Source organism: Lentzea sp. NPDC102401, assembly GCF_044765805.1.
Lineage (GTDB): Bacteria > Actinomycetota > Actinomycetes > Mycobacteriales > Pseudonocardiaceae > Lentzea > Lentzea sokolovensis.
Window position 1 is genome coordinate 790607 of sequence record NZ_JBIWKS010000003.1, and the last position, 21127, is coordinate 811733.

General features: G+C 69.1%; 22 protein-coding genes. 14 read left to right on the plus strand and 8 right to left on the minus strand.

The features are described from left to right. Positions 1–62 precede the first annotated feature (62 nt). Positions 63–1334, plus strand: a complete 1272-nt coding sequence (locus ACIRG5_RS14600; RefSeq protein WP_402904771.1) for a hypothetical protein — start codon at positions 63–65, stop codon at positions 1332–1334. A gap of 58 nt (positions 1335–1392) precedes the next feature. Continuing rightward, on the plus strand, positions 1393–1860 hold the full coding sequence (locus ACIRG5_RS14605) for a hypothetical protein (RefSeq protein WP_402904773.1): 468 nt from the start codon (positions 1393–1395) through the stop codon (positions 1858–1860). Positions 1861–1908: 48 nt separating this feature from the next. Here the strand turns inward: ACIRG5_RS14605 and ACIRG5_RS14610 are convergent, their stop codons facing one another. Continuing rightward, the gene (locus ACIRG5_RS14610; protein ID WP_402904775.1) at positions 1909–2976 is read right to left on the minus strand and encodes an LOG family protein; all 1068 of its coding nucleotides are present in this window, start codon (positions 2974–2976) and stop codon (positions 1909–1911) included. Between the two features lie 128 nt (positions 2977–3104). Here ACIRG5_RS14610 and ACIRG5_RS14615 point away from each other — a divergent pair, with 128 nt between their 5' ends. Further along, entirely contained in the window at positions 3105–4079 is a 975-nt protein-coding gene (locus tag ACIRG5_RS14615; RefSeq protein ID WP_402904777.1) for an aminotransferase class III-fold pyridoxal phosphate-dependent enzyme, read from the plus strand. A gap of 180 nt (positions 4080–4259) precedes the next feature. Here the strand turns inward: ACIRG5_RS14615 and ACIRG5_RS14620 are convergent, their stop codons facing one another. From ACIRG5_RS14620 to ACIRG5_RS14640, 5 genes are read right to left on the minus strand one after another with little or no spacing between them, the layout of a single operon-like run. Continuing rightward, the gene (locus ACIRG5_RS14620; protein WP_402904778.1) at positions 4260–5000 is read right to left on the minus strand and encodes a hypothetical protein; all 741 of its coding nucleotides are present in this window, start codon (positions 4998–5000) and stop codon (positions 4260–4262) included. Positions 5001–5022: 22 nt separating this feature from the next. Continuing rightward, positions 5023–5874: a formyltetrahydrofolate deformylase gene (purU, locus tag ACIRG5_RS14625; protein ID WP_402904780.1), complete on the minus strand. Its 852-nt coding sequence runs from the start codon at positions 5872–5874 to the stop codon at positions 5023–5025. A 37-nt stretch (positions 5875–5911) separates the two neighbouring features. Next, positions 5912–6637 carry a maleylpyruvate isomerase family mycothiol-dependent enzyme gene (locus ACIRG5_RS14630; RefSeq protein ID WP_402904782.1) on the minus strand — a complete coding sequence of 242 codons (726 nt, stop codon included), beginning with the start codon at positions 6635–6637 and terminating at the stop codon, positions 5912–5914. Positions 6638–6646: 9 nt separating this feature from the next. Next, on the minus strand, positions 6647–7453 hold the full coding sequence (locus tag ACIRG5_RS14635) for a class I SAM-dependent methyltransferase (RefSeq protein ID WP_402904784.1): 807 nt from the start codon (positions 7451–7453) through the stop codon (positions 6647–6649). Beyond that, entirely contained in the window at positions 7432–7920 is a 489-nt protein-coding gene (locus ACIRG5_RS14640; RefSeq protein ID WP_402904786.1) for a DUF2505 domain-containing protein, read from the minus strand. The genes ACIRG5_RS14635 and ACIRG5_RS14640 overlap by 22 nt, the downstream gene beginning before the upstream one ends. On the opposite strand from ACIRG5_RS14640, the gene ACIRG5_RS14645 reads away from it, so the two are divergent. Both ACIRG5_RS14645 and ACIRG5_RS14650 read left to right on the plus strand, forming a co-directional pair. Continuing rightward, positions 7919–9019, plus strand: a complete 1101-nt coding sequence (locus ACIRG5_RS14645; protein WP_402904788.1) for a UDP-N-acetylmuramate dehydrogenase — start codon at positions 7919–7921, stop codon at positions 9017–9019. The genes ACIRG5_RS14640 and ACIRG5_RS14645 overlap by 2 nt on opposite strands. A gap of 79 nt (positions 9020–9098) precedes the next feature. Then, positions 9099–10112 (plus strand): hypothetical protein, encoded by a 1014-nt coding sequence (locus ACIRG5_RS14650; RefSeq protein ID WP_402904790.1) that lies wholly within the window; start codon positions 9099–9101, stop codon positions 10110–10112. On the opposite strand, the gene ACIRG5_RS14655 is transcribed toward ACIRG5_RS14650, so the two are convergent. After that, positions 10066–10797 (minus strand): SDR family oxidoreductase, encoded by a 732-nt coding sequence (locus ACIRG5_RS14655; RefSeq protein ID WP_402904791.1) that lies wholly within the window; start codon positions 10795–10797, stop codon positions 10066–10068. The two genes, ACIRG5_RS14650 and ACIRG5_RS14655, sit on opposite strands and share 47 nt — an antisense overlap. A gap of 92 nt (positions 10798–10889) precedes the next feature. Between ACIRG5_RS14655 and ACIRG5_RS14660 the strand changes: the two genes are divergently transcribed. From ACIRG5_RS14660 to ACIRG5_RS14685, 6 genes are all read left to right on the plus strand, one after another. Further along, positions 10890–12029: an Ig-like domain-containing protein gene (locus ACIRG5_RS14660; protein ID WP_402904793.1), complete on the plus strand. Its 1140-nt coding sequence runs from the start codon at positions 10890–10892 to the stop codon at positions 12027–12029. Between the two features lie 112 nt (positions 12030–12141). Continuing rightward, entirely contained in the window at positions 12142–12906 is a 765-nt protein-coding gene (locus tag ACIRG5_RS14665; RefSeq protein WP_402904794.1) for an alpha/beta fold hydrolase, read from the plus strand. Next, positions 12903–14150 carry a D-inositol-3-phosphate glycosyltransferase gene (gene mshA, locus ACIRG5_RS14670; RefSeq protein ID WP_402904796.1) on the plus strand — a complete coding sequence of 416 codons (1248 nt, stop codon included), beginning with the start codon at positions 12903–12905 and terminating at the stop codon, positions 14148–14150. Before ACIRG5_RS14665 ends, mshA begins: the two co-directional genes overlap by 4 nt. After that, positions 14147–14626 carry a YbjN domain-containing protein gene (locus ACIRG5_RS14675; RefSeq protein ID WP_402904797.1) on the plus strand — a complete coding sequence of 160 codons (480 nt, stop codon included), beginning with the start codon at positions 14147–14149 and terminating at the stop codon, positions 14624–14626. Before mshA ends, ACIRG5_RS14675 begins: the two co-directional genes overlap by 4 nt. A 54-nt stretch (positions 14627–14680) precedes the next feature. Next, complete coding sequence (locus ACIRG5_RS14680) at positions 14681–15538, plus strand: DUF4349 domain-containing protein (RefSeq protein WP_402904799.1); 858 nt, start codon at positions 14681–14683, stop codon at positions 15536–15538. Positions 15539–15948: 410 nt separating this feature from the next. Next, complete coding sequence (locus tag ACIRG5_RS14685) at positions 15949–17514, plus strand: 4-coumarate--CoA ligase family protein (protein WP_402904801.1); 1566 nt, start codon at positions 15949–15951, stop codon at positions 17512–17514. A gap of 50 nt (positions 17515–17564) precedes the next feature. Here the strand turns inward: ACIRG5_RS14685 and ACIRG5_RS14690 are convergent, their stop codons facing one another. After that, positions 17565–18122, minus strand: a complete 558-nt coding sequence (locus tag ACIRG5_RS14690; protein ID WP_402904803.1) for a dihydrofolate reductase family protein — start codon at positions 18120–18122, stop codon at positions 17565–17567. 114 nt (positions 18123–18236) lie between these two features. Between ACIRG5_RS14690 and ACIRG5_RS14695 the strand changes: the two genes are divergently transcribed. From ACIRG5_RS14695 to ACIRG5_RS14705, 3 genes are all read left to right on the plus strand, one after another. Beyond that, positions 18237–18983 carry a phosphoglyceromutase gene (locus ACIRG5_RS14695; RefSeq protein WP_402904805.1) on the plus strand — a complete coding sequence of 249 codons (747 nt, stop codon included), beginning with the start codon at positions 18237–18239 and terminating at the stop codon, positions 18981–18983. Positions 18984–19263: 280 nt separating this feature from the next. Next, entirely contained in the window at positions 19264–20436 is a 1173-nt protein-coding gene (locus ACIRG5_RS14700) for a sensor histidine kinase (protein ID WP_402904806.1), read from the plus strand. Beyond that, positions 20433–21113, plus strand: a complete 681-nt coding sequence (locus ACIRG5_RS14705; RefSeq protein ID WP_030477953.1) for a response regulator transcription factor — start codon at positions 20433–20435, stop codon at positions 21111–21113. Before ACIRG5_RS14700 ends, ACIRG5_RS14705 begins: the two co-directional genes overlap by 4 nt. Positions 21114–21127 lie beyond the last annotated feature (14 nt).

Below are 21127 nucleotides of genomic sequence, written 5' to 3' on the forward strand. Positions count from 1 at the left end.
TGATCAACTCAACCCGCTCTAAACCTGGTGCCGCAACGACTTCGGGCTGAGCAGGAGCGATGATGACCAGACGCTGGCGCACAGCACTTCTAGTGGCGTTGACGGGCGCGCTGAGCGCGGCGTTGCCCGTGCAGGCACAAGAGGCGGCGGACGAACTAATCCACAGCCGCCCAACGGGTGCGTTCTCGTTGACGGCCGATTGGAGTCTGGAGTCCTCCGCGGCGCAGCTGCAGACCGCGGTCGGCACCACGACGTCGGTCGCCGCCCTGCTGCGTGACGCGAACCGGGACATCGCCACCTGCAACAGCGCGCAGCAGCAGGCGCTTCCGGAGAACTACGGCCGGACGGACTACCCGCTGACGTCCGGGCAGATCCTGCACAGCAGCGAGAAGTTCTGCTGGGACCCGGGAGACAGCAAGGTCGACTACTGGATTCCGCAGGGCGTCACCGGCTCTTCCGACGCGGACGACGACGGCCTGTGGGGCGAGAACCGCATCCTGCTGGTCAGCTGGCACTACGACGACTCCTCGCCGGACAAGGGCGTGCGCGTGTCGTTCGTCGACATGAAGAACCGCAAGTACCGGCACGTGCTGCTGGTCGAACCGACGTCGAACGCGAACTACAAGGCGGTGCCGATCCACGCCGGCGGGCTCGCCTGGCTCGGCCACTACCTCTACGTGGCCGACACCGACGGAGGTCTGCGCGTGTTCGACGTCGAACGCCTCCTGGAGGTGTCCGACGCGCAGGACAGCATCGGCAAGAGCGGCAGCAACTACTACGCCTACAACTACAAGTACGTGCTGCCGCAGGTCGGCTGGTACCGCCAGTCCGTGCGGACGGAGTGCGTGCCGAGCGCTTCCCAGCTGTGCTTCTCGTCGTTGTCGCTGGACCGCAGCACCACGCCGGACACGCTCGTCGTCGGCGAGTACCTCAACGGCCGCAGCACCGACGCCGCCGTCGACGGTGGCCGGGTGGTCCGCTACCGCGTGGACGCCTCGTCCCGGCAACTCGTGCTCACCAACGGCAAGGCCGTGCCGCAGGACGTGGTGACCGTGCCGCGCAGCAACCTCCAAGGCGTGCAGACCTGGGAGGGCCGCTACTACCTCGGTCGCAGCTCGAACCGCAACCACAGCTGGATGCACTCCGGTGCCGTGAACAGCGCCACGGACACCCACAGCTGGGCCATCGGCGGCGAGGACCTCTATCACGAGCACGGCCCGGGAATCACCGCCGGAAAGCTCTGGACGGTCACCGAGCACGCCTGGACCGAGGACGGCAGCACGTTCATCGACCGGCGAGCGATCTTCGCCGTGCCGCTCAGCGACATCGGCTGAGCCACTCGACTTCCGCCTCCTCCGAGGCGGGAACCCCGGCAAACCTGGAGGAATCTTCATGCGCAAGCTCGTGCTTGCTTTCTCGATGGCCTTCCTGGCCGTCATGGGCTCGATGATGCCCGCTTCCGCGTCAGCGGAGGTCACCTCGATGCAGGCGGTGTCCGAGATCGGTGCGGCGGCGGACGGGATCGAGTTCGCCGTCGCTGGCACGCTGCCGCCCCGCTCCCAGCTGACGTGCCACTCCTATACGGCCGTCGAGATCTGTTACGAGAAGGGCGGCGACCACTGGTGGGTGCAGGACCAGAACAGCGGTGACGCGTCGTCGGCCGGTGTGTACTGGGAGAACTACCGAAACGGCTCGCTGTACCGCAACGGCACCTGCATCACCAGCCTCGGCAACGGCAACTGGGGCCAGTGCAACAAGAACTACTACGAGGACAGCGAGCTGTACGGCATCCCCTGCACCTGGAACCGCAGCGCCGGTGGCGACATCGTGTGCACGGGCACGGTCTACCGCTATCAGTAGGAGCTGATCGCCTCGCGCCCTGCTGAAGGGCGCGAGGCCGTCACGGAGCTAGGACTGGTACTTCTGCAGTAGCTCGATGGCCTCGTCCACGTCGTCCGTGACGAGGATCCACTGCTCGGCCTCCCGGCCCGCCGCGAGTTTCATCACCAGCGGCGCGGCCGGGATCTCGTCGGTCCAGAAGGCCTTGCCCAGGAAGATCATGGGCGCGGCCGGGCCGACGCTGCCGTAGTAGTTCTGCGTGAAGTCCTGGAAGACCTCCTGGACCGTGCCCGCCTTGCCCGGCGTGTAGACGATGCCGCCGGTCGCGACGGTCAGCAGGCCCTCCTCGCGCACCGAGTTCGCGAAGTACTTCGCGTGCAGCTCGCAGGCCGGGTTGGGCGGCTCGTGGCCGTAGAACCAGGTCGGGATGCCGATCGTGCGCGGGGTGTCGAAGCTGCGGATCTCGGGGAACGCCGCGAGCCACCGGCCGATCGACTCGTCGTCGTGGCCGAACGTCGGGGCCTGCGCGAGGGCGTCGAGAACGTCCCGGTCGACCTCGCCGAGCCGGACGCCCAGCGGCACCGCCTCCATCGCGCCCGGTCCGCCGCCGGTCAGCACGGTGAAGCCCGCCTTGCCCAGCGAGGCGCCCAGCGCGACGGCGTTGCGGTAGCCGTCCGAGCCGCGGGCCAGCGCGTGGCCGCCCATGACCGCGACCGGCGAGCCCGTCAGCGTCTCGTCGAGAGCCTCGGTGATCGAGTGGTCGTGCAGGCGTTCGGCCAGCGCGTGCAACGGGTCGGGGTGGTGGCCCTGCTGCTTGCTGTGCCGGTAGATCTCGGCGTCCGGGGTGTCGGCGTACGACTTGGGATTGGCCGGGTCGAAGCCCGCGAACAGCTCCTTCGGCGTGTACAGGGCCGACCGGTACACCTCGTAGGGCAGGTCGGGGATGACCGGGAAGATCAACGCTCCCGCGGCCTCCGCCCGGCGCTGCATGCTCTCGCTGAGGGTGCAGCCGAGCAACAGCGCGCCGTCCAACGGCACCCGCACGTCCTCGCGAGTGAGGTCCAGCCCGATGATGACGGCTTTGCGCAGGTCAGGAGCTGCCCGCAGCTGGTCGAGGTCGGTGATTTCGATCCGCACGAGAAAAAGCCTATGCCCAGGGCGAACCAACGTGGCCTGGAATCCGAATGAGTTTGTGGGAACCGAGGTCCGCTCGCCATGCAAGACGAGCGGCCGCGGGCCGCGCTGCCCAGGAAAGGTTCCCCGCAATGGCCACCGAACTGCTGACAGGATGCGCCGCCCGAGGCGCACGAGTGGTAGATCCCCACCGCGTCGAGTACCTCGACTGCGGTGGGTACGGAGTCCCTCTTCTCGGCCACGCCCACCCGGCCGTGGTGCAGGCCGTGGTCGGCCAGGTGCGCCGGCCGTCCCTGCTGGACCGCCTGATGCTCGACCTGGTCACTCCCAACGGGCTCGACCACGTCCACACCTTCGCTTCGGCTTCCGAGGCCGCCCAGTTCGCCGTTGCCCTCGCACAGGCGAACGGCCGCCCGCGGGTGCTGACCACCGGTGACGTCCCGTACGGCGGCATCGACTCGTTGCGCGCCACCCTGGCCTCCGGACCACCGGCGTGCGTGCTCGTGGAACCGGTCCGCGGTGCCTCACTCCCGCCGACCGGCTACCTGAGCGCCGTGGCCGAGGTGTGCCGCGAGTCCGGCGCCCTGCTCGTCGTGGACGAGACGCGCTCCGGCCTCGGCCGCCTCGGCGTGTGGTGGGGCGTCGACCTCGACGGCGTGACGCCGGACATCATGCTGGTGGGCGAGGGCCTGTCCGGCGGTGTGCTCCCGATCGCCGCCGTGGTCGCGACGGCCGAGGTCGAGGTGCCGTTGCTGCGCGGCTCGGAAGCCGTGTCACCGTTGGCCTCCGCCGCCGTGAACGCGTGCTTGCGCGTCACGGCCTCCGAAGGTCTGGTGGAACGCGCCAAGCTGCTGGGTGACGAGCTGCTGTACGGGTTGCGCGCTGTTGTCGCCGGCAAGGCCCATGCGACCGGCACGGGGCTGCTGCTCGGCGTGGAGTTGCCGGACCAGCACGCCGCCGACGTCTTCACCGGCGAACTGCTGCGCCAGCGTGTGCTGGCGGACTTCCGCGGCCGGACGGTCTGCTTCACCCCGCCCGCCGTCATGTCGGCGGAGGACGCGGGATGGATGATCGAGGCCGTGGGAATGGCAGCCAACAAGATCTGACGGACGAACTGCTCGTGTTAGTGGTGTGGCTCGGAACGTTGCCGGGGGAATTCGCGGTCAGACGGGTGCATCGTGGTGCCGCCCCCACGTCCTCGTACTGGTTGTACGGGGGCGTGGGGGCGGTGCCGCGAGGCGCCCTGCTGAGTGTGGATTACCTCGCCGACGTTCCGAGACGCGCCACTAGCTCTTCGGCGTCCACACCAGGACGTCCAGCGCGAGCAGTCCGCCCTTCACCTCGGCCAGCCGCACACGGGCGAACGTCCCGCCATTGGTCTTCACGCAGAAGGTCTGGTCAGGGGCGAGTTCCTTGCCGCTCGCGGACCGCTTGTACCCGGCGGTGACGCAGTCGTCGAGGGTCGCGGCCGCCTTGGCCGGCGCCAGGTCCTCGCGAGCCGTGAGGGTGTAGCCGTCATAGGACAGGTCGTACCGCTCGTCGGACTGGTTCGTCTTCACCGCCCCCCAGTCCAGGGCGGTCGAGTCGAGGTCCACCCCGTACCAGCTCGTGAGCTGGACCAGCCTGTCCTTGCTCGTCCGCTTGATCCCAGGTGCTTCCTGGGACGGTGGAGGTGTCGTGGTCGTGGTCGTCGTCGGAGCGGTCGAAGAGCCCGTTCCTGTTGTGGTGGCCGGGTTGGTCGTTCCCGAAGCCTGACCGGGTACGTCCGTCACCGCACGAGTGGCGACGACCGTGACCGCCGCGGTGCCGGCGACGATGCCGAGGACCGCCAGCAGGACCACCTTGTCGACCGGCTTGCCGATCCTCGCGACCACCAGGCCCGCGCCGATCAACAACGCGACGACGCCGATCACCAACGCCGCCGTCGACGCCGAACCGGACAGCACCGTCACGATCGCCGAGATGTCGGCGATCAGGCTGATGGGCAGCAGCCATTGCCACCCGCGGTTGTTCTCGTTCTCGGTCACCAGTGCCCCCAGGCGCGGCGTGTTAGAAGATCACCGTTTGGTTGCCGTGCACCAGCACACGGTCTTCCAGGTGCCACCGCAACCCGCGCGCCAGCACGACCTTCTCGATGTCGCGCCCCTTGCGCACCATGTCCGCCACCGAGTCGCCGTGGTGCACGCGCATCACGTCCTGCTCGATGATCGGCCCGGCGTCCAGGTCGGCCGTGACGTAGTGGCACGTCGCGCCGACCAGCTTCACGCCGCGGCGGTGGGCCTGGTGGTACGGGCGCGCGCCGATGAACGACGGCAGGAAGCTGTGGTGGATGTTGATCGTGCGGCCGGTCCAGGCGGCGCAGATCTCCGGCGGCAGGATCTGCATGAAGCGGGCCAGCACGACGGCGTGCGGGTCGTGCTTCTCGACCAGTTCGCGCAGCTGGGCGAACGCCGCCTGCTTGCCCATGGGGTCGTTCGAAGGGAACGGCACGTGGTGGAACGGGATGCCGTGCGCGCGCGTGATGTCGCCGAGTTCCGGGTGGTTGCCGATGACGGCGGACACCTCGACGTCGAGTTCACCGGTGGCGACCCTGGCCAGCAGGTCGTACAGGCAGTGGCCTTCCTTCGACACCAGGATGACCACGCGCTTGCGGGAGCCCGTGTCGGTCACCGTCCACGTCGACTGCGCGCCGAGCGACGCGGCCACCTCGGCGAACTGGGTGCGCAGCTCGTCCACGCCGAACGGCAGCGAGTCCGCGCGGACCTCCTGGCGCGTGAAGAACCAGCCCGTCTCCGGGTCGGTGTGGTACGCGGCCTCGACGATCCAGCCGCCGTTGTCCGCGAGGAACGACGAGATCCTCGCGATGATGCCGGTGCGGTCCGGGCAGCCGAAGGTGATCACATAGCGACGCTCAGGCGATGACACGCCGCAGAAGTATTCACGGCCTGGGCAGCCCCGCCAACAGCGACTCGTCTCCGGTCACGATCGCGTGGCTCGGACGGCCCCACAACGCGCGGTAGACGGCGTCGGCCGTGCCCGCGAGGGTGACGTCGGCGTCGACGGCCGAGTCCAGCACCCCTGTCACGACCAGCGGCTCACCGGGCGCGAGCCACACCTCCCACGTGCGGCCCGCGTCGGCGGCGTGCACGAGGACCCGGCCGGTCGCCTCGATCACCCGGCCCAGCACCAGCTGGCGGGGCATCATGATCGTGAGCATCTCGTCGATGCCGTCCGCGGCGAACTCCGGGTCGAAGACCAGCGACGGCAGCTCGTGACCTGTCGCGAGTTCCGCGTCCAGGCGGTGGATCGACGTCTCGTGCGCCTGCCTGCGTGCCCAGAACCCCGCCTGCGAGGGGCCCTGGAAAGTCCACGCCGGAGTGTCAGGCGGCGTGGCGCGCAACCGTTCGAGGAGCAGGGAGGTTCCCTTCTCCCACCAGGCGAGCGCCTCGTCCCAGTCCCGCGGGGCCTTGGGCCACTCCGGCCGGCCCGCCTCGGGATCGGTGACGACGGCCTGCGCCGCCCAGGTGTGGACTTCGGCCATGTGCCGCACCAGTTTCCGCACCGTCCACTCAGGACACGTGGATACCGGGGCGTCCGGACCCGCTTTCACGGCGGCCGAACGCATCAACGAAGCCTGGGTCTCGATCTGCGCGACGAAGTCCACGAACTCACCCTAGGGTGCGACGGCCGCCCATTCGAGCGTGATTTCGCCGAGCCGCCACCGCCGCCGGTCGTCCAGCACCGGCCAGCCGCGCTCGCGCAGCAGCCGCGCCGACTCCACCCACCGCGCCCGAGGACCGAACGGCGCGAACGGCGCCGCGGTGGCCCAGCAGGCGTCCAGTTCGGCCAGCAGCGCGTGCACGCGCTCGCCCGGCACGTTCTTGTGGATCAACGCCTTGGGCAGCCGTTCGGCCAGGTCGGACGGCACGTCGATGCCGGACGGCTTGCACGCCAGCGTGAACCGCAACGGCCCGTCGGCGGACAGCGTCACCCACGTGCACCGGCGCCCGATCTCGTCGCACGTGCCCTCGACGATCAACCCGCCGGGAGCCATGCGGCCGAGCATCGTGTCCCACGCCTCGAACGCCTGCTCCTCGGTGTACTGGCGCAGCACGTTGAAGGCGCGCAACAACACCGGCCGCGCACCGGCCAGCTCGAAGCCACCGCGCCGGAAATCGAGGAAGGGCGGATCGGCGACGGCCTTGCCCGCCTCGACCCGGTCGGTGTCGATCTCCAGCCCGAGCACGCGCACGTCCGGCCGCACGACCCGCAGCCGGGAGGCCATCTCGACGGTGGTGATCGGCGTCGCGCCGTACCCGAGGTCGACCACGAGCGGATCGGCCGCGTCCAGCAGGAAGCCGGACAGCGTGCCGGTCATCCACCGGTCGACCCGGCGCAGGCGGTTCGGGTTGGTCGTGCCGCGGGTCGGGACGCCGAGCGCGCGGGCCCGGCCGGCCGCTAGCCGCGGTTTGCGAGCCATTGAGAGGTGAACTCGCTCTCCTTGTCGAGCAGCACGACGACCTGCTCGGCGATCAGCTTCTCGATCTTGCCGCCGACGAACGGGATGCTGACCTTGACCTCCCCCATGAGGGTGAGCTTCGAGCCGGATCCGTTGTCCAGGACCGTGAACGAGCCTTCGAGCCGGCTGGGCACGCCGCCGACCGCCACCTCGACCGTGCCGGCACCCGCCGCCCAGGTCTCCGTGCGCTGGATCACCAGGTCGCCGCCGAGCACCGCCTTGACCGCCGACGGCACGTGCTCCGCGGGCACACCCTGCTTGAGCTGGTACGACGTCCGCTCGTCGGTGCTGGAGAACGTCACGAGCGCGGCGCCGGGGCCACCGATCTCGGCCAGCCGGTCCCGCAGATAGGTCTCGTCGACCATCGCGCCGTAGACCTTCTCCGCCGAATGGGGTGACGTGGTGTGGTGCTCGATGCGGCGTGCCATGTCGCGGAGGCTACCGTTGACGTCTGTGACCACCACGCAGTCCGTACCTCTGGCCGAGCGCACCACGCTCCGACTCGGTGGCCCGGCCGCGCGGTTCGTCCACGCCACGACCGCCGCTGAGCTGGTCGAAGCCGTGCGAACAGCCGACGCGTCCGCCGACGAGAAGGTCCTCGTGCTCGGCGGCGGCTCCAACCTCGTGATCTCCGACGGCGGCTTCGACGGCACGGTCGTGCACGTCGCCACCAAGGGTTTCCGCCTCGACCCGCTGGGCGGCGGCATCGTCCAGTTCACCGTCGAGGCGGGCGAGGAGTGGGACGCGGTCGTCGCCGAGGCGGTCGCGCAGGGCCTCGGCGGCCTCGAGTGCCTGTCGGGCATCCCGGGCCTCAACGGCGCCACGCCCGTGCAGAACGTCGGCGCGTACGGCGTCGAGATCTCCCAGGTGCTGCAGTCGGTTGACCTGCTGGACCGCCGCAGCGGCAAGGTGCACCAGGTGCCCGCCGCCAAGCTGGGCCTCGACTACCGCACCAGCGTGCTCAAGGGCACGGACAACGCGGTCGTGCTGCGCACCAGGTTCTCGCTGACCTCGGGGGGCATGTCCGCGCCGATCCGCTACGGCGAGCTGGCCCGTGTTCTCGGTGTGGCACAAGGTGATCGCGTTCCGGCGGACGCCGCCCGCAAAGCCGTGCTGGAACTGCGGCGCGGCAAGGGCATGGTGCTCGACGCCACCGACCACGACACGTGGAGCGCTGGCTCGTTCTTCACCAACCCGATCATCGACGACTCGACGTTCAGCGGCGTGCTCATCCGCATCGCCGAACGCCTCGGGGCCGACGTCGACGTGCCGAGCTACCCCGCGGGCCACGGCCAGAAGAAGCTCTCCGCCGCGTGGCTGATCGAACGGGCCGGGTTCCGCAAGGGCCACCAGGGCCCGGGCGGCCGGGTGTCGTTGTCCGGCAAGCACACGCTGGCCCTGACCAACCGCGGCGGCGCCTCCACCGAGGACCTGCTCGACCTCGCACGCGAGGTGCGCGACGGCGTGCGGTCCGCGTTCGGCGTCGAGCTGCACCCGGAACCGGTCTTCGTAGGCGTTCAGCTGTAAGTCCGTCCGGGTGACTCCGTGTGACGAACCGCTACCTGGCGTGTTTCATTGAGGTAGGGGTTGTGGAACGGGGGTTGCCATGAGCTACCTCGACGAGAACGCGCGAGACGTCATCAGGCCGGTCAAGCGCATGGTCGAAGACGAGTTCCTGTCCCGGCCCGGAGTGATCGGCGTCGACATCGGCGAGAAGGTCACCCGTGGCCGTCCGACGGGCAAGGCCGCGATCGTGGTCTACGTGTGCGCCAAGGGACCCGACCATCCGCAGCAGATCCCGGTGGAGGTCGGGGGCGTGCCGACCGACGTGGTCGCCGAGTCGATCGTGCTGCACCGGGCCAGGATCACGCGCGCCGAGGACGGGCAACCCGTTGCGGCGGAACGGCATCAGGTGTTGCGGGGTGGCATCGGCATCGGCCCGGCGAGGTCGTTCCGGGTCGTGCCGCCCGAGGTCGAGCGTGCCGGCGAGTACGTGATCGCGGGCACGCTCGGCGCGTTCGTCGTCACCCGTGACGAGTCTCGCAAGGTGTTGGGGCTCACCACTTTCCACGTCGGGTGTGTCGACGACTCGTGGTCGGTGGGCGACGCGTTCGTGCATCCGTCCCGAGTGGACGGTGGGGTTCCCGGTGCCGACGAGATCGCCGTGCTGGACCGGGCGGCGCTCGCGGGGGCCGTGTGCGCGGCGGGGCTGAGGATGGGCGCCAGGCCGTTCCGCGCGGAGGTGCTCGACGTCGGCGCGGTCATGGGCGGCGCCAGGGCGGTCATCGGCTCGACCGTGCGCAAACGCGGCCGCACCACCGAGCTCACGTACGGCGTGATCGAGTCGACGGACTCGACGCTGCGGCTCGACTTCGGCGACGGGATCGGCGTCCGGACGTTGCGCGACCAGATCCGCGTCCACTCGTCCGAACGCTTCGGCGACCACGGGGACAGCGGCGCCGTGCTGGTCGACGCCGACAACTTCGTCGTGGGCCTGTACGTCGCCGGGTCGGGCTCGACAGGATTCGCGAACCCCGTCGAGCCCGTCCTGCGTCAGCTGGACGTGGAGTTGCTCACTCCCGGTGTGCCCGAGTCGCGGAGGCCTGGGCCCGCGGCTTGAGCACGATGGTGTCCAGGTTCACGTGCGACGGCCGGGTGACGGCGAACGCGATCACGTCCGCCACGTCGTCCGCGACCAGCGGCGTGATGCCCTGGTAGACCTTGGCCGCGCGCTCGGCGTCGCCACCGAACCGGTTCTCCGAGAAGTCCGTCTCGACCATGCCCGGCTGGATCTCGGTGATCCGCACCGGCTGACCGAGCAGCTCGCCGCGCAACGTGCGGTGCAGCGCCGACTGGGCGTGCTTGGCGCTCGTGTACCCGGAGCCGTTGTCGTAGGCCTCGTACGCGGCGATGGACGTCACGGACACGATGTGCCCGTCCCCGGACGCGATCAGCTTCGGGATGAACGCCTTGGTCACCAGCAGCGTGCCCAGGACGTTCGCCTCCCACATCCAGCGCCACTCGTCCGCGACGCCCTCGGCGACGGTCGAGAGCCCCCGCGCGCCACCCGCGTTGTTCACGAGGACGTTCGCCTGGGGTACCCGGTCCGCGAAGGCGGCGACGGAGGTCTCGTCGGTGACGTCCAGCTCGATGGCCGTCCCGTCGATCTCCTTCGCGATAACGTGGAGAAGGTCCAGACGACGTGCTCCGAGCACGACGTGGAAGCCCTCGGCGGCCAACCGGCGCGCGGTGGCCTCACCGATGCCCGCGCTAGCTCCGGTCACAACTGCGACAGGTCGATTCACGACTTCGATCGTAGGTGCCGAACGGGGTGTGACTGACATCACTCACACCCTGATGGGGTTCTGGACGTCCACCATGGTGGGAGGTCGAAACCGTGAAGAGAACACTTGTCGCGCTGGTCGCCGGACTGACGCTGCTGACCGGCTGCTCGAGTGTCGAGGCAGGATCGCCGAAGGCGGACAGCTCGTTGCCGTCCGCGAAGGTGACCCTGTCCCCGGTCGACGGAACCAAGGACGTGCAGGTCACGACCCCGGTCCAGGTCACCGTGGTGGACGGCAAGATCGAGTCCGTCGCACTGAAGTCACCCGAGGGCGCCGACGTCAAGGGCACCCTCACCGAGGACAAGTCCGGCTGGACGACGGCCGAGCCCCTGGGCTACGGCAAGACGTACAGCTACAACGGCAAGGCCGTCGGCTCCGACGGCAAGCCGGTCGAGCTCAAGGGCTCGTTCACCACCGTCGCGCCCGGTTCGCAGACCCGCGCGACGCTCTGGCCCTCCGACAACCAGACCGTCGGCGTCGCGGCGCCGATCATGGTCAAGTTCGAGGCGCCGGTCGAGGACAAGGCCACCGTCGAGAAGGCCCTCAAGGTCACCAACTCGGCGAACGTCCAGGGTTCGTGGGCCTGGCTCAGCGCCCAGGAAGTGCACTACCGGCCGGAGAAGTACTGGCCCGCCAACACGACGGTCAAGGTCGAGGCGAAGCTCTACGGCGTCAACTACGGCGGCGGCGCGTTCGGCAAGGCCGACGTGACCAGCGACTTCACCGTCGGCCGCAACCAGGTCGTGAAGATCGACAACCCGACGCACCGGCTCAAGGTGTTCCGCGACGGCGCACAGGTCGCCGACTACCCGGCGTCGTTCGGCAAGGACGCGGACCCCGAGCTCACGACGCCGAACGGCACGTTCGTCGTCATGTCGAAGAACGACACGTTCTCGTTCGACAACCCGCGCTACGGCTACACCAACGTCGTGAAGAAGTGGGCCGTCCGGTTCTCCAACCACGGCGAGTTCATCCACGAGAACAACGACAACGCGGCGAACATCGGCAACAACAACACCTCGCACGGCTGCGCGAACCTGCTGGAAGCCGACGCGAAGGCGTACTACGACTCGGCGCTGGTCGGTGACCCGGTCGAGGTGACCGGCTCGATCACGACGCTGCCGGCCCAGTTCGACTGGTACGACTGGCAGATCTCGTGGGACCAGTGGAAGGGCAAGTCCGCCATCAAGTAGGCGGCTCGGACGTCACGCGGGGGCCCCGCGTTTCCCAGGAGGAAACGCGGGGCCCCCGCGTGACATCACGGCAACCGGGAATGCGTCCCCCGACCAGGTCGTTCGTACAGGTGTGCATCTCACACACGTGACGGCGGCCGGCGGGGGACGACTGGCCGTACGTGAGGCAGGCCGGCCTGGATCGCCGCCGGTGGTGCTGATCCACGGCTGGGCGCAGACGGGTGCCGTCTGGGATCTGCCCGACTTCCGCACCTACGCCGTCGACCTGCGAGGACACGGCGAATCGGACGACTTCGGCGACTACCGCGATTCTGCCCAGTGGGCCGCGGACCTGAAGGCAGTGCTCGACCACACCGGGCCCGCGACCGTCGTCGGATGGTCCTACGGCGGGCTCGTCATCGCCGACTACCTGCGCTTCCACGGGACCGCGGGCATCAACGCGCTGGTGTTCGTGAGCGCGATCACCGAGATCGGCCGCGGTCGCCCTGGAGGCGAGACCGGGCCGGTGATGCGGGACGCGCTGCCCGGCGCGATCACCGACGACGTCGTGATGGCGAAGTTCTGCGAGGCCATGGCGCCTTTCCTGCCTGGTGGGACCGTCGCCAAGCTCACTGCCTCCGCGACCTCCGTGAGCCATAAAGTGCGAGGCGAGCTGTTCCGCAGGGACGTGGGCAGCGCTGACGTGCTGAAGGCCGTGGACGTGCCGACGCTGGTCGTGCACGGAACTCAAGACGAGGTGGTCGCCCCTGCCGCCGCCGAGTACTCCGCCGCCCTGATCCCCGGAGCCGAGTTGAGCCTGTACCCCGACACCGCGCACGCGCCCTTCCTGGAGCGGCCCGCGCGGTTCACCGCCGATCTCCTGCGAGTCGCCCGATGAAGCGCGTCGCGGTGCTCTCAGTGCACACCTCGCCGCTCGAACAGCCGGGGACGGGTGATGCGGGCGGGATGAACGTCTACATCGTGCAGACGGCCACACGGATGGCCCAGCGCGGTGTCGAGGTGGAGATCTTCACGCGCGCCACGTCGTCGGAACTGCCTCCCGTCGCGGAACTGGCGCCCGGCGTGCGGGTGCGGCACGTCGCCGCCGGTCCGTTCGAGGGCCTCGGCAAGGAGGAACTGCCTGGCCAGCTCTGCGCGTTCACGGCGGGTGTCTTACGAGCCGAGGCACGCCACGAGCCCGGCTACTACGACGCGATCCACTCGCACTACTGGCTGTCCGGGCAGGTCGGCTGGCTGGCGCGGGAACGCTGGGGCGTGCCGTTGGTGCACACCGCGCACACCCTGGCCAAGGTGAAGAACCTGGCGCTGGCCGAGGGCGACGCGCCGGAGCCCCGGATGCGGGTGATCGGCGAGGAGCAGGTCGTGGGCGAGTCGGACCGGCTCGTCGCGAACACCGACATCGAGGCCAGCGAACTGATCAAGCTCTACGACGCGGAGCCGTCCAAGGTGGCCGTCGTGCCGCCCGGCGTGGACCTGGACCGCTTCACGCCCGGTGACCAGGCACGGGCCCGCAAGCGCTTCGGCATCCCGCAGGACGCGATCGTGCTGGCGTTCGTCGGCAGGATCCAGCCGCTGAAGGCTCCTGACGTGCTGTTGCGGGCCGCCGCGGAGATGCTCGTGCGCGATCCGGGGCTGAGGTCCCGGCTGGTGGTGCTGATCGTCGGCGGACCGTCCGGCAGCGGCACCGAACGGCCGAAGGCGCTGGAGGAACTGGCCGCGCAGCTGCAGATCACGGACGTCGTGCGGTTCCTGCCGCCGCAGCCGGGGCCGACGCTGGCCGAGGTCTACCGGGCGGCTGACCTGGTCGCGGTGCCGAGTTACAACGAGTCGTTCGGGCTGGTGGCGCTGGAGGCCCAGGCCTGCGGGACGCCGGTCGTCGCCGCGGCCGTCGGCGGGCTGCCGGTGGCGGTCAACGACGGCGTGTCCGGGGTGCTCGTGCACGGGCACGAGCCGGAGGAGTGGGCCAGTGCGATCGGCTCGGTCGCGTTGCCGCAGCGGGAGCACCTGGCGAGCAACGCAGTCGGGCATGCGCGACGCTTCTCGTGGGACCGCACGACTGACGCCCTGCTGGCGGGGTATCAAGAGGCGGGAGAAGTGTTCCGCCGGGAGGTTTTCGCTTGAGCATCGATGGCGTCATCAAGACTTTTCTGGACGAGCGGGAGCTGAAGTACGACCGGAGCGAGCCCGGCAAGTTCTTCGTGACGCTGCCGGGCACCAAGAAGCTCCAGACCAACCTGTGGCTGGTCGAGACGAAGCACGCGCTGGTCGTCGAGGCGTTCGTGTGCCGGCGGCCGGACCAGTCGTTCGAGGACGTGTACCGGTTCCTGCTGCGTCGCAACGCACGGCTGTACGGCGTGCACTACACGATCGACGGCGAGGGTGACATCTACCTGGTCGGACGGGTCGGCAAGCACGCCGTGACGCCCGACGAGCTGGACCGCGTGCTCGGGCAGGTGCTGGAGGCGGCGGACGGCGACTTCAACCCGTTGCTGGAGATCGGGTTCGCCGACGCGATCCGGCGGGAGTGGGCGTGGCGGGTGTCGCGCGGCGAGTCGCTGGCGAACCTGCAGGCCTTCCAACATCTCGTTTCGGACTAGCGGGCAACTCGTTTCGGCCTCCGCGGCAACCGTTGGTCCCCGCCGTGCCGTCCGATGAGCATGCGCAGACCAGGGGTGTGGGTGGGAGTCGCGTTGCTGGCCCTTGTCACGACGGGGTGCGGCAGCGGCATGAGTGGTGGTGGGACGGCGCAGAAGGACGCTGCCGCGCCACCGCAGGCGGCGCAGAACAAGGCGCCTCAGCAGGAGAACAACGCCGGGCAGGGCGTGCAGCCGGTGCAGCAGCAGGAACGTCAGCTGGTGCGCACGGCGAACGTCGACCTGCGCAGTGACGACGTGCTGAAGGCGATCGGCCAGGTCAAGGACCGCGCGGCGGCTGTCGGCGGGTTCGCGGGCGAGGAGAACTCGACCAAGAGCGCCGGGTCCGTGACCGTGCGGGTGCCGTCAGCCGAGCTGGACAAGGTCGTCCGCGACCTCACGAGTGTGGGCGAGGTCACCCGCAGCGAGGTGCGCAGCGAGGACGTCACCGATCAGCTGGTGGACGTCGAGGCGCGGATCGCGACGCAGAAGGCCAGCGTCGAGCGGCTGCGCGTGCTGTTCGAGCGGGCGGGGTCGACCTCCGAGGTCGCGCAGGTCGAGCAGGAACTGACCAAGCGGCAGGCCGACCTGGAGTCGATGCAGCGGCGCAGCGCGTCGTTGAAGGGCCAGGTCTCCATGGCGACGCTGACCGTCCGGGTCGCGACGGTCCCGATCGCGGCGCCCGAGCCCGAGAAGGTCGGGTTCTTCGGCGCTCTGGCGGGTGGCTGGGACGCGCTGGTCGCGGTGGTGGGCGTGATCCTGATCGGCGTCGGCGCGATGCTGCCGTTCCTGGTGGCGCTGGGCGTGCCCGCCGCACTGGTGGTCTATCTGCTGCGCAAGCGCAGGCGTGTCACCCGAATGAACGAAGCAGGGTGATCAAGTTCTACTGAGAGTGTGCCTTTGATGATGCGCGGAACGGCTCGGGAGAGAGGGGGAGTCGCATCGAGCCGTCCCGCGTCAAAGGTCCCCGCTGCTGTGGATCCGTGGACGGGGGGAGCCTGCGGATCCCAAGCGGGCCACGCGATTCGACGGGGGATGACGAATCGCGCTCGGTGCCTCGCGCTCGTCGAGTAAGCGTGGGAGCCGACTCGCGGAGGCGGTATCAACTTCTCAGATACGTCCTTGCGATCACAAGTGCTTGTATTACTCCATTCGAGTGTATTTAGACCTGCTAAGTAACGCATCTGTAGCGATCGAGCAGTCCTTGACCTGGTCAGTGGGCTGGATCACGATGACCCCACAGGCTGGGTGTACAGCGCTGTACAGCGAGTGAATGAGGTCGCCGCATGGTCTTTCGCAGTCCGTACCCCGATGTCGAGATCCCTGACGTGTCGCTGCACCAGCTGTTGTTCGGCGACATCGCCGACCGGGCGGACCGGGTTGCGCTGATCGACGGCATGTCCGGCGCGTCCATGACCTACGGCCAGCTCGCCGGCGCGATCGACCGGATGGCCGCCGCACTGGCCGCGCGAGGTATCGGGAAGGGTGATGTCGTCGGCATCCTCAGCCCGAACACGCCCTACTACGCCGTCGTGTTCCACGGCATCCTGCGTGCGGGCGCCACGGCCACCACTATCAACGCGCTCTACACGCCCGACGAGGTCGCGCACCAGCTGCACGACGCGGGCGCGAAGATGCTGTTCACCGTCTCGGTGCTGCTGCCCAACGCCGCCCCCGGCGCCGCGAAGGCCGGCGTGACCGACGTGGTCGTGCTCGACGGCGCCGAGGGCTACCCGTCGTTGCCGGAGCTGCTCGCGAACGACCACCCGGTGCCCGAGGTGGAGATCAACCCGTCCGAGGACCTCGCGGTGCTGCCGTACTCGTCCGGCACGACCGCGCTGCCCAAGGGCGTGATGCTCACGCACCGCAACCTCGTGGCGAACCTCGTGCAGTGCGGCCCGATCCTGTCGGACGTCGGCTCGCACACCCGAATCCTCGCCGTGCTGCCGTTCTTCCACATCTACGGCATGCAGGTCCTGATGAACAACGGCCTGTACATCGGCGGTGTCGTCGTGACGTTGCCGAAGTTCGAACTGCCGGAGTTCCTGCGCGTCATCGCCGAGCACAAGACCGACCGCGTCTACATCGCACCGCCGGTCGCCGTCGCCCTGGCGAAGCACCCGATCGTCGACAACTACGACCTGTCACCGTTGCGCACGCTGTTCTCCGGCGCGGCCCCGCTGGACGAGGACCTCGCCGCCGCGGTGCGCAAGCGCATCGGCTGCCGCGTCGTGCAGGGCTACGGCATGACGGAGATGTCGCCGGTCAGCCACGCCATCCCGGACGGCCGCGACGACATCTCGGTCGGCACCGTCGGCGTGATCATCCCGAACCTCGAGTGCCGCCTGGTCGACCCGGCCACCGGCGAGGACGTGGGTGCCGGCGAACGCGGTGAGCTGTGGTGCAAGGGCCCGAACATCATGAAGGGCTACCTGAACAACGCCGAGGCCACCGCCGCCACCATCGACGACGACGGCTGGCTGCACACCGGCGACGTGGCCGTGATCGACGCCGACGGCATCGTCTCGATCGTCGACCGGGTCAAGGAACTGATCAAGTACAAGGGCTACCAGGTCCCGCCGGCCGAGCTCGAAGCCGTGCTGCTCACCCACGAGGAGATCGCCGACGCGGCGGTCATCGGCGTGCGTGACGCGGACGGTGAGGAGATCCCGAAGGCGTTCGTGGTGCGCCAGGCCGGATCGTCGATCGAGGGCGACGCCGTGATGGCGTTCGTGGCCGCGCACGTCGCGCCGCACAAGAAGGTGCGCGTGGTCGAGTTCATCGAGGCGATCCCGAAGTCGGCCGCCGGCAAGATCCTCCGGAAGGACCTCAGGGCCCGCGAACAGGCCTGATCTGCGGAACTCGAACGCCCTGGCAACGATCGTCGCCAGGGCGTTCGCCGTCAGTGCCGGGCCACCGGCTTCCGCACGCGGAAGCGGAGCATCGTCACCGAACCCGACTGCGTGTTGGCGAACGGTTCGAGGTCGATCCGCCCGAGATCCGAGGTCGAGAACCGCACGCCGTCGCCGAGCAGGACCGGCAGGACGTACACCAGGACCTCGTCGACGAGCCCTTCCCGCAGGCACTGGCTGGCCAGGTCGGCACCGAGGATCTCCAGGTTCTTCCCGCCCGCCGCCGCGCGTGCCGTGGCGACGGCCTCCGCGAGGCCGCACGTGAGGAACGTGACGCCGTTCTCCGGCTCGTCCGGCGGCCGGTGCGTCAGGACGAACTGCGGTCCGCCGTCGTAGGTGGTGTCCTCGTGGCGCATCTTCCTGGCGACCTCGTGGGTGCCCCTGCCGACGAGCATGGCGCCGGTGGCCTGCTCGACCTCGGGGAACGGGTTGTCCTTGAAGTGCTCGAAGACCCAGTCCATCGCGTGGCCGGGACCTGCGATGAAGCCGTCCAGGGACATCGCCCTGTTGACCACGACCTTGCCGGGTTCGGCATCCGAATCACTCATGCCGGTACAGACCAGGCGCGGGCCGCGAACTCATCGCGCCGGCGAATCTCATGGCGTGGATCACGGTGCCCTGCCGGGGTACGGCGGGAGGGTCGGCATGGCAGGCTGACTGCCATGTCTGTCGGAACTTTGATCCTGCTCCGCCACGGCGAGAGCACGTGGAACGCGGAGAACCTCTTCACCGGCTGGGTGGACGTTCCCCTGTCGGAGAAGGGCGAGAAGGAGGCCCGTCGCGCCGGCCAGCTGCTGCGCGACGCGGGCGTCCTGCCGGAGATCCTGCACACGTCGCTGATGCGCCGGGCGATCATGACCGCGAACCTGGCCCTCGACACCGCCGACCGGCACTGGATCCCGGTCAAGCGCGACTGGCGTCTCAACGAACGCCACTACGGCGCGTTGCAGGGCAAGAACAAGAAGCAGACGCTGGAGGAGTTCGGCGAGGAGCAGTTCATGCTCTGGCGCCGCTCCTACGACGTCCCGCCGCCGCCCATCGAGCCCGGCAGCGAGTTCAGCCAGGACACCGACCCGCGCTACGCGGACCTCGGCCCCGACCTGCCGCTGACCGAGTGCCTGCTCGACGTCGTGAAGCGGATGATCCCGTACTGGGAGTCCTCGATCGTCCCGGACCTGCGCACCGGCAAGACGGTCCTCGTGGCCGCGCACGGCAACTCGCTGCGCGCCCTCGTGAAGCACCTCGACGGCATCTCCGACGAGGCCATCGCGGGGCTGAACATCCCGACCGGCATCCCGCTGCGCTACGACCTCGACGAGGACCTGAAGCCGATCAAGCCGGGCGGCGAGTACCTCGACCCGGACGCCGCCAAGGACGCCATCGCGGCGGTGGCGAACCAGGGCCGTTAGAAGCACTCCGAGAAAGGCGCACCCGGCCTCCGGGTGCGCCTTTTCGCGTCGCGAGTTCGCGTCGCCCGCCTGAACATGAGCCGCGAGTTCGCGCCCGGACGACCGACTTCCCGGCGAACTCGGCCGCCGTCTGCGGAGCAGCGGCCAACAAGCAGAGTCACGGTTGGGTGAACGCGGGCTGACCAGGGACGAAACAACCGTCCATTGAGGTGTCGCGGGCGTCACGGTTCACGCTTCCGCACTAGGCCAAGACACCTCTGAGCTGCTTACCATTCGCCTCGTGACCACAACGGGTTACCTCGCTGTGTCGATCGGCCTCGCGCTCATCGGCGTGATCGCCGCTTTCTTCATCGGCCGGTCCACCGCCCCACGGCACCCCCGGAAGCCGGAAGGCCTCACGGTCGCCGACCTGATCCAGCAGATCGTGCACGACTCGCACGACGGCATCGTGGTGTTGAACCACTTCGGTGACGTGGTGCTGCACAACCCCCGTGCCGAAGAGCTCGGGATCGTCCGCAACAACCGCGTCGACGACCGGGCCCGCAAGGCCGCCGAGGGCGTCCGGGGCAGCAACGAGGTCGTGTACGTCGACCTCTCGCCGCTGGAGGGCTATCGGACCGGGCGTCAGCCGGAGGCCGTGCACGCCGAGGTCCGCCTGCTCATCGAGGACTTCACGGTCGTGGACGCCACGGACGAGTCGGAGTCGGTGCGGCTGGAGAAGACCCGGCGCGACTTCGTGGCGAACGTCAGCCACGAGCTCAAGACGCCGGTCGGTGCCCTCGCGCTGCTGGCGGAGGCCGTGCTGGACGCGAGCGACGACCAGGACGAGGTCCGCCGGTTCAGCGCGAAGATCATGCAGGAGGCCACCCGTCTCGGCATGCTCGTCACCGAGTTGATCGCGCTGTCCCGGTTGCAGGGCGCGGAGAAGCTGCCGGAGCTGTCCGACACCGAGATCGACGTCGTGATCAACGAGGCGCTGTCGCGGTCCAAGCTCGCCGCCGAGTCCGTCAACATCTCGATCAACGTCGACGAACCGAGCGGATTCGTCGTGCCGGGCGACCGGTCGTTGCTGGTCACGGCGCTGACGAACCTGCTGGACAACGCCGTCGCGTACTCGCCTCCCGGCAGTCCGGTGAGCGTGAGCCGGCGGCTGGTGGACGGGCACGTCGAGATCGCGGTGACCGACCGCGGCATCGGCATCGCCGAGGACCAGCAGATCCGCGTCTTCGAGCGGTTCTACCGCGTCGACAAGGCCCGATCGCGCGCGACCGGGGGCACCGGGCTCGGGCTCGCGATCGTCAAGCACGTCGCCGCCAACCACGGCGGTGAGGTGAAGCTGTGGAGCCTGCCAGGAACGGGATCCACCTTCACGCTGCGGATTCCCGCCGCGGCGACCGAACCGAATCCGACTCTCGTGCCTTCCGGCGCGGGTGATCCAGGAGGAGAGCTGTGACCAGAGTGCTCATCGTGGAGGACGAGGAGTCCTTCGCCGATCCGCTCGCCTTCCTGCTGCGCAAGGAAGGGTTCACCGCGGCGCTCGCGGCCACCGGCCAGGAGGCGCTCGAGGAGTTCGACCGCAACGGCGCCGACATCGTGCTGCTCGACCTGATGCTGCCCGGCATGAGCGGCACGGACGTGTGCAAGCAACTCCGTCAGCGCTCCGCCGTCCCCGTGATCATGGTGACGGCCCGCGACAGCGAGATCGACAAGGTCGTCGGCCTCGAACTCGGCGCTGACGACTACGTCACCAAGCCGTACTCGGCGCGGGAGCTCATCGCCCGCATCCGCGCGGTGCTGCGCCGCGGCGGCGAGTCCGAGGACCTGCTGCCGCAGATCCTGGAGGCGGGCCCGGTGCGGATGGACGTGGAACGCCACGTCGTCACCGTCGCGGGTCAGGACATCAGCCTGCCGCTCAAGGAGTTCGACCTGCTCGAGTACCTGCTGCGCAACGTCGGCCGCGTCCTGACCAGGGGCCAGCTGATCGACCGCGTGTGGGGAGCGGACTACGTGGGCGACACTAAGACGCTGGACGTGCACGTGAAGCGGCTCCGTTCGAAGATCGAACCCGACCCCTCGGCACCGCGGCATCTCGTTACGGTCAGGGGTCTGGGTTACAAGTTCGAGTCCTGACGGACACGACCAGG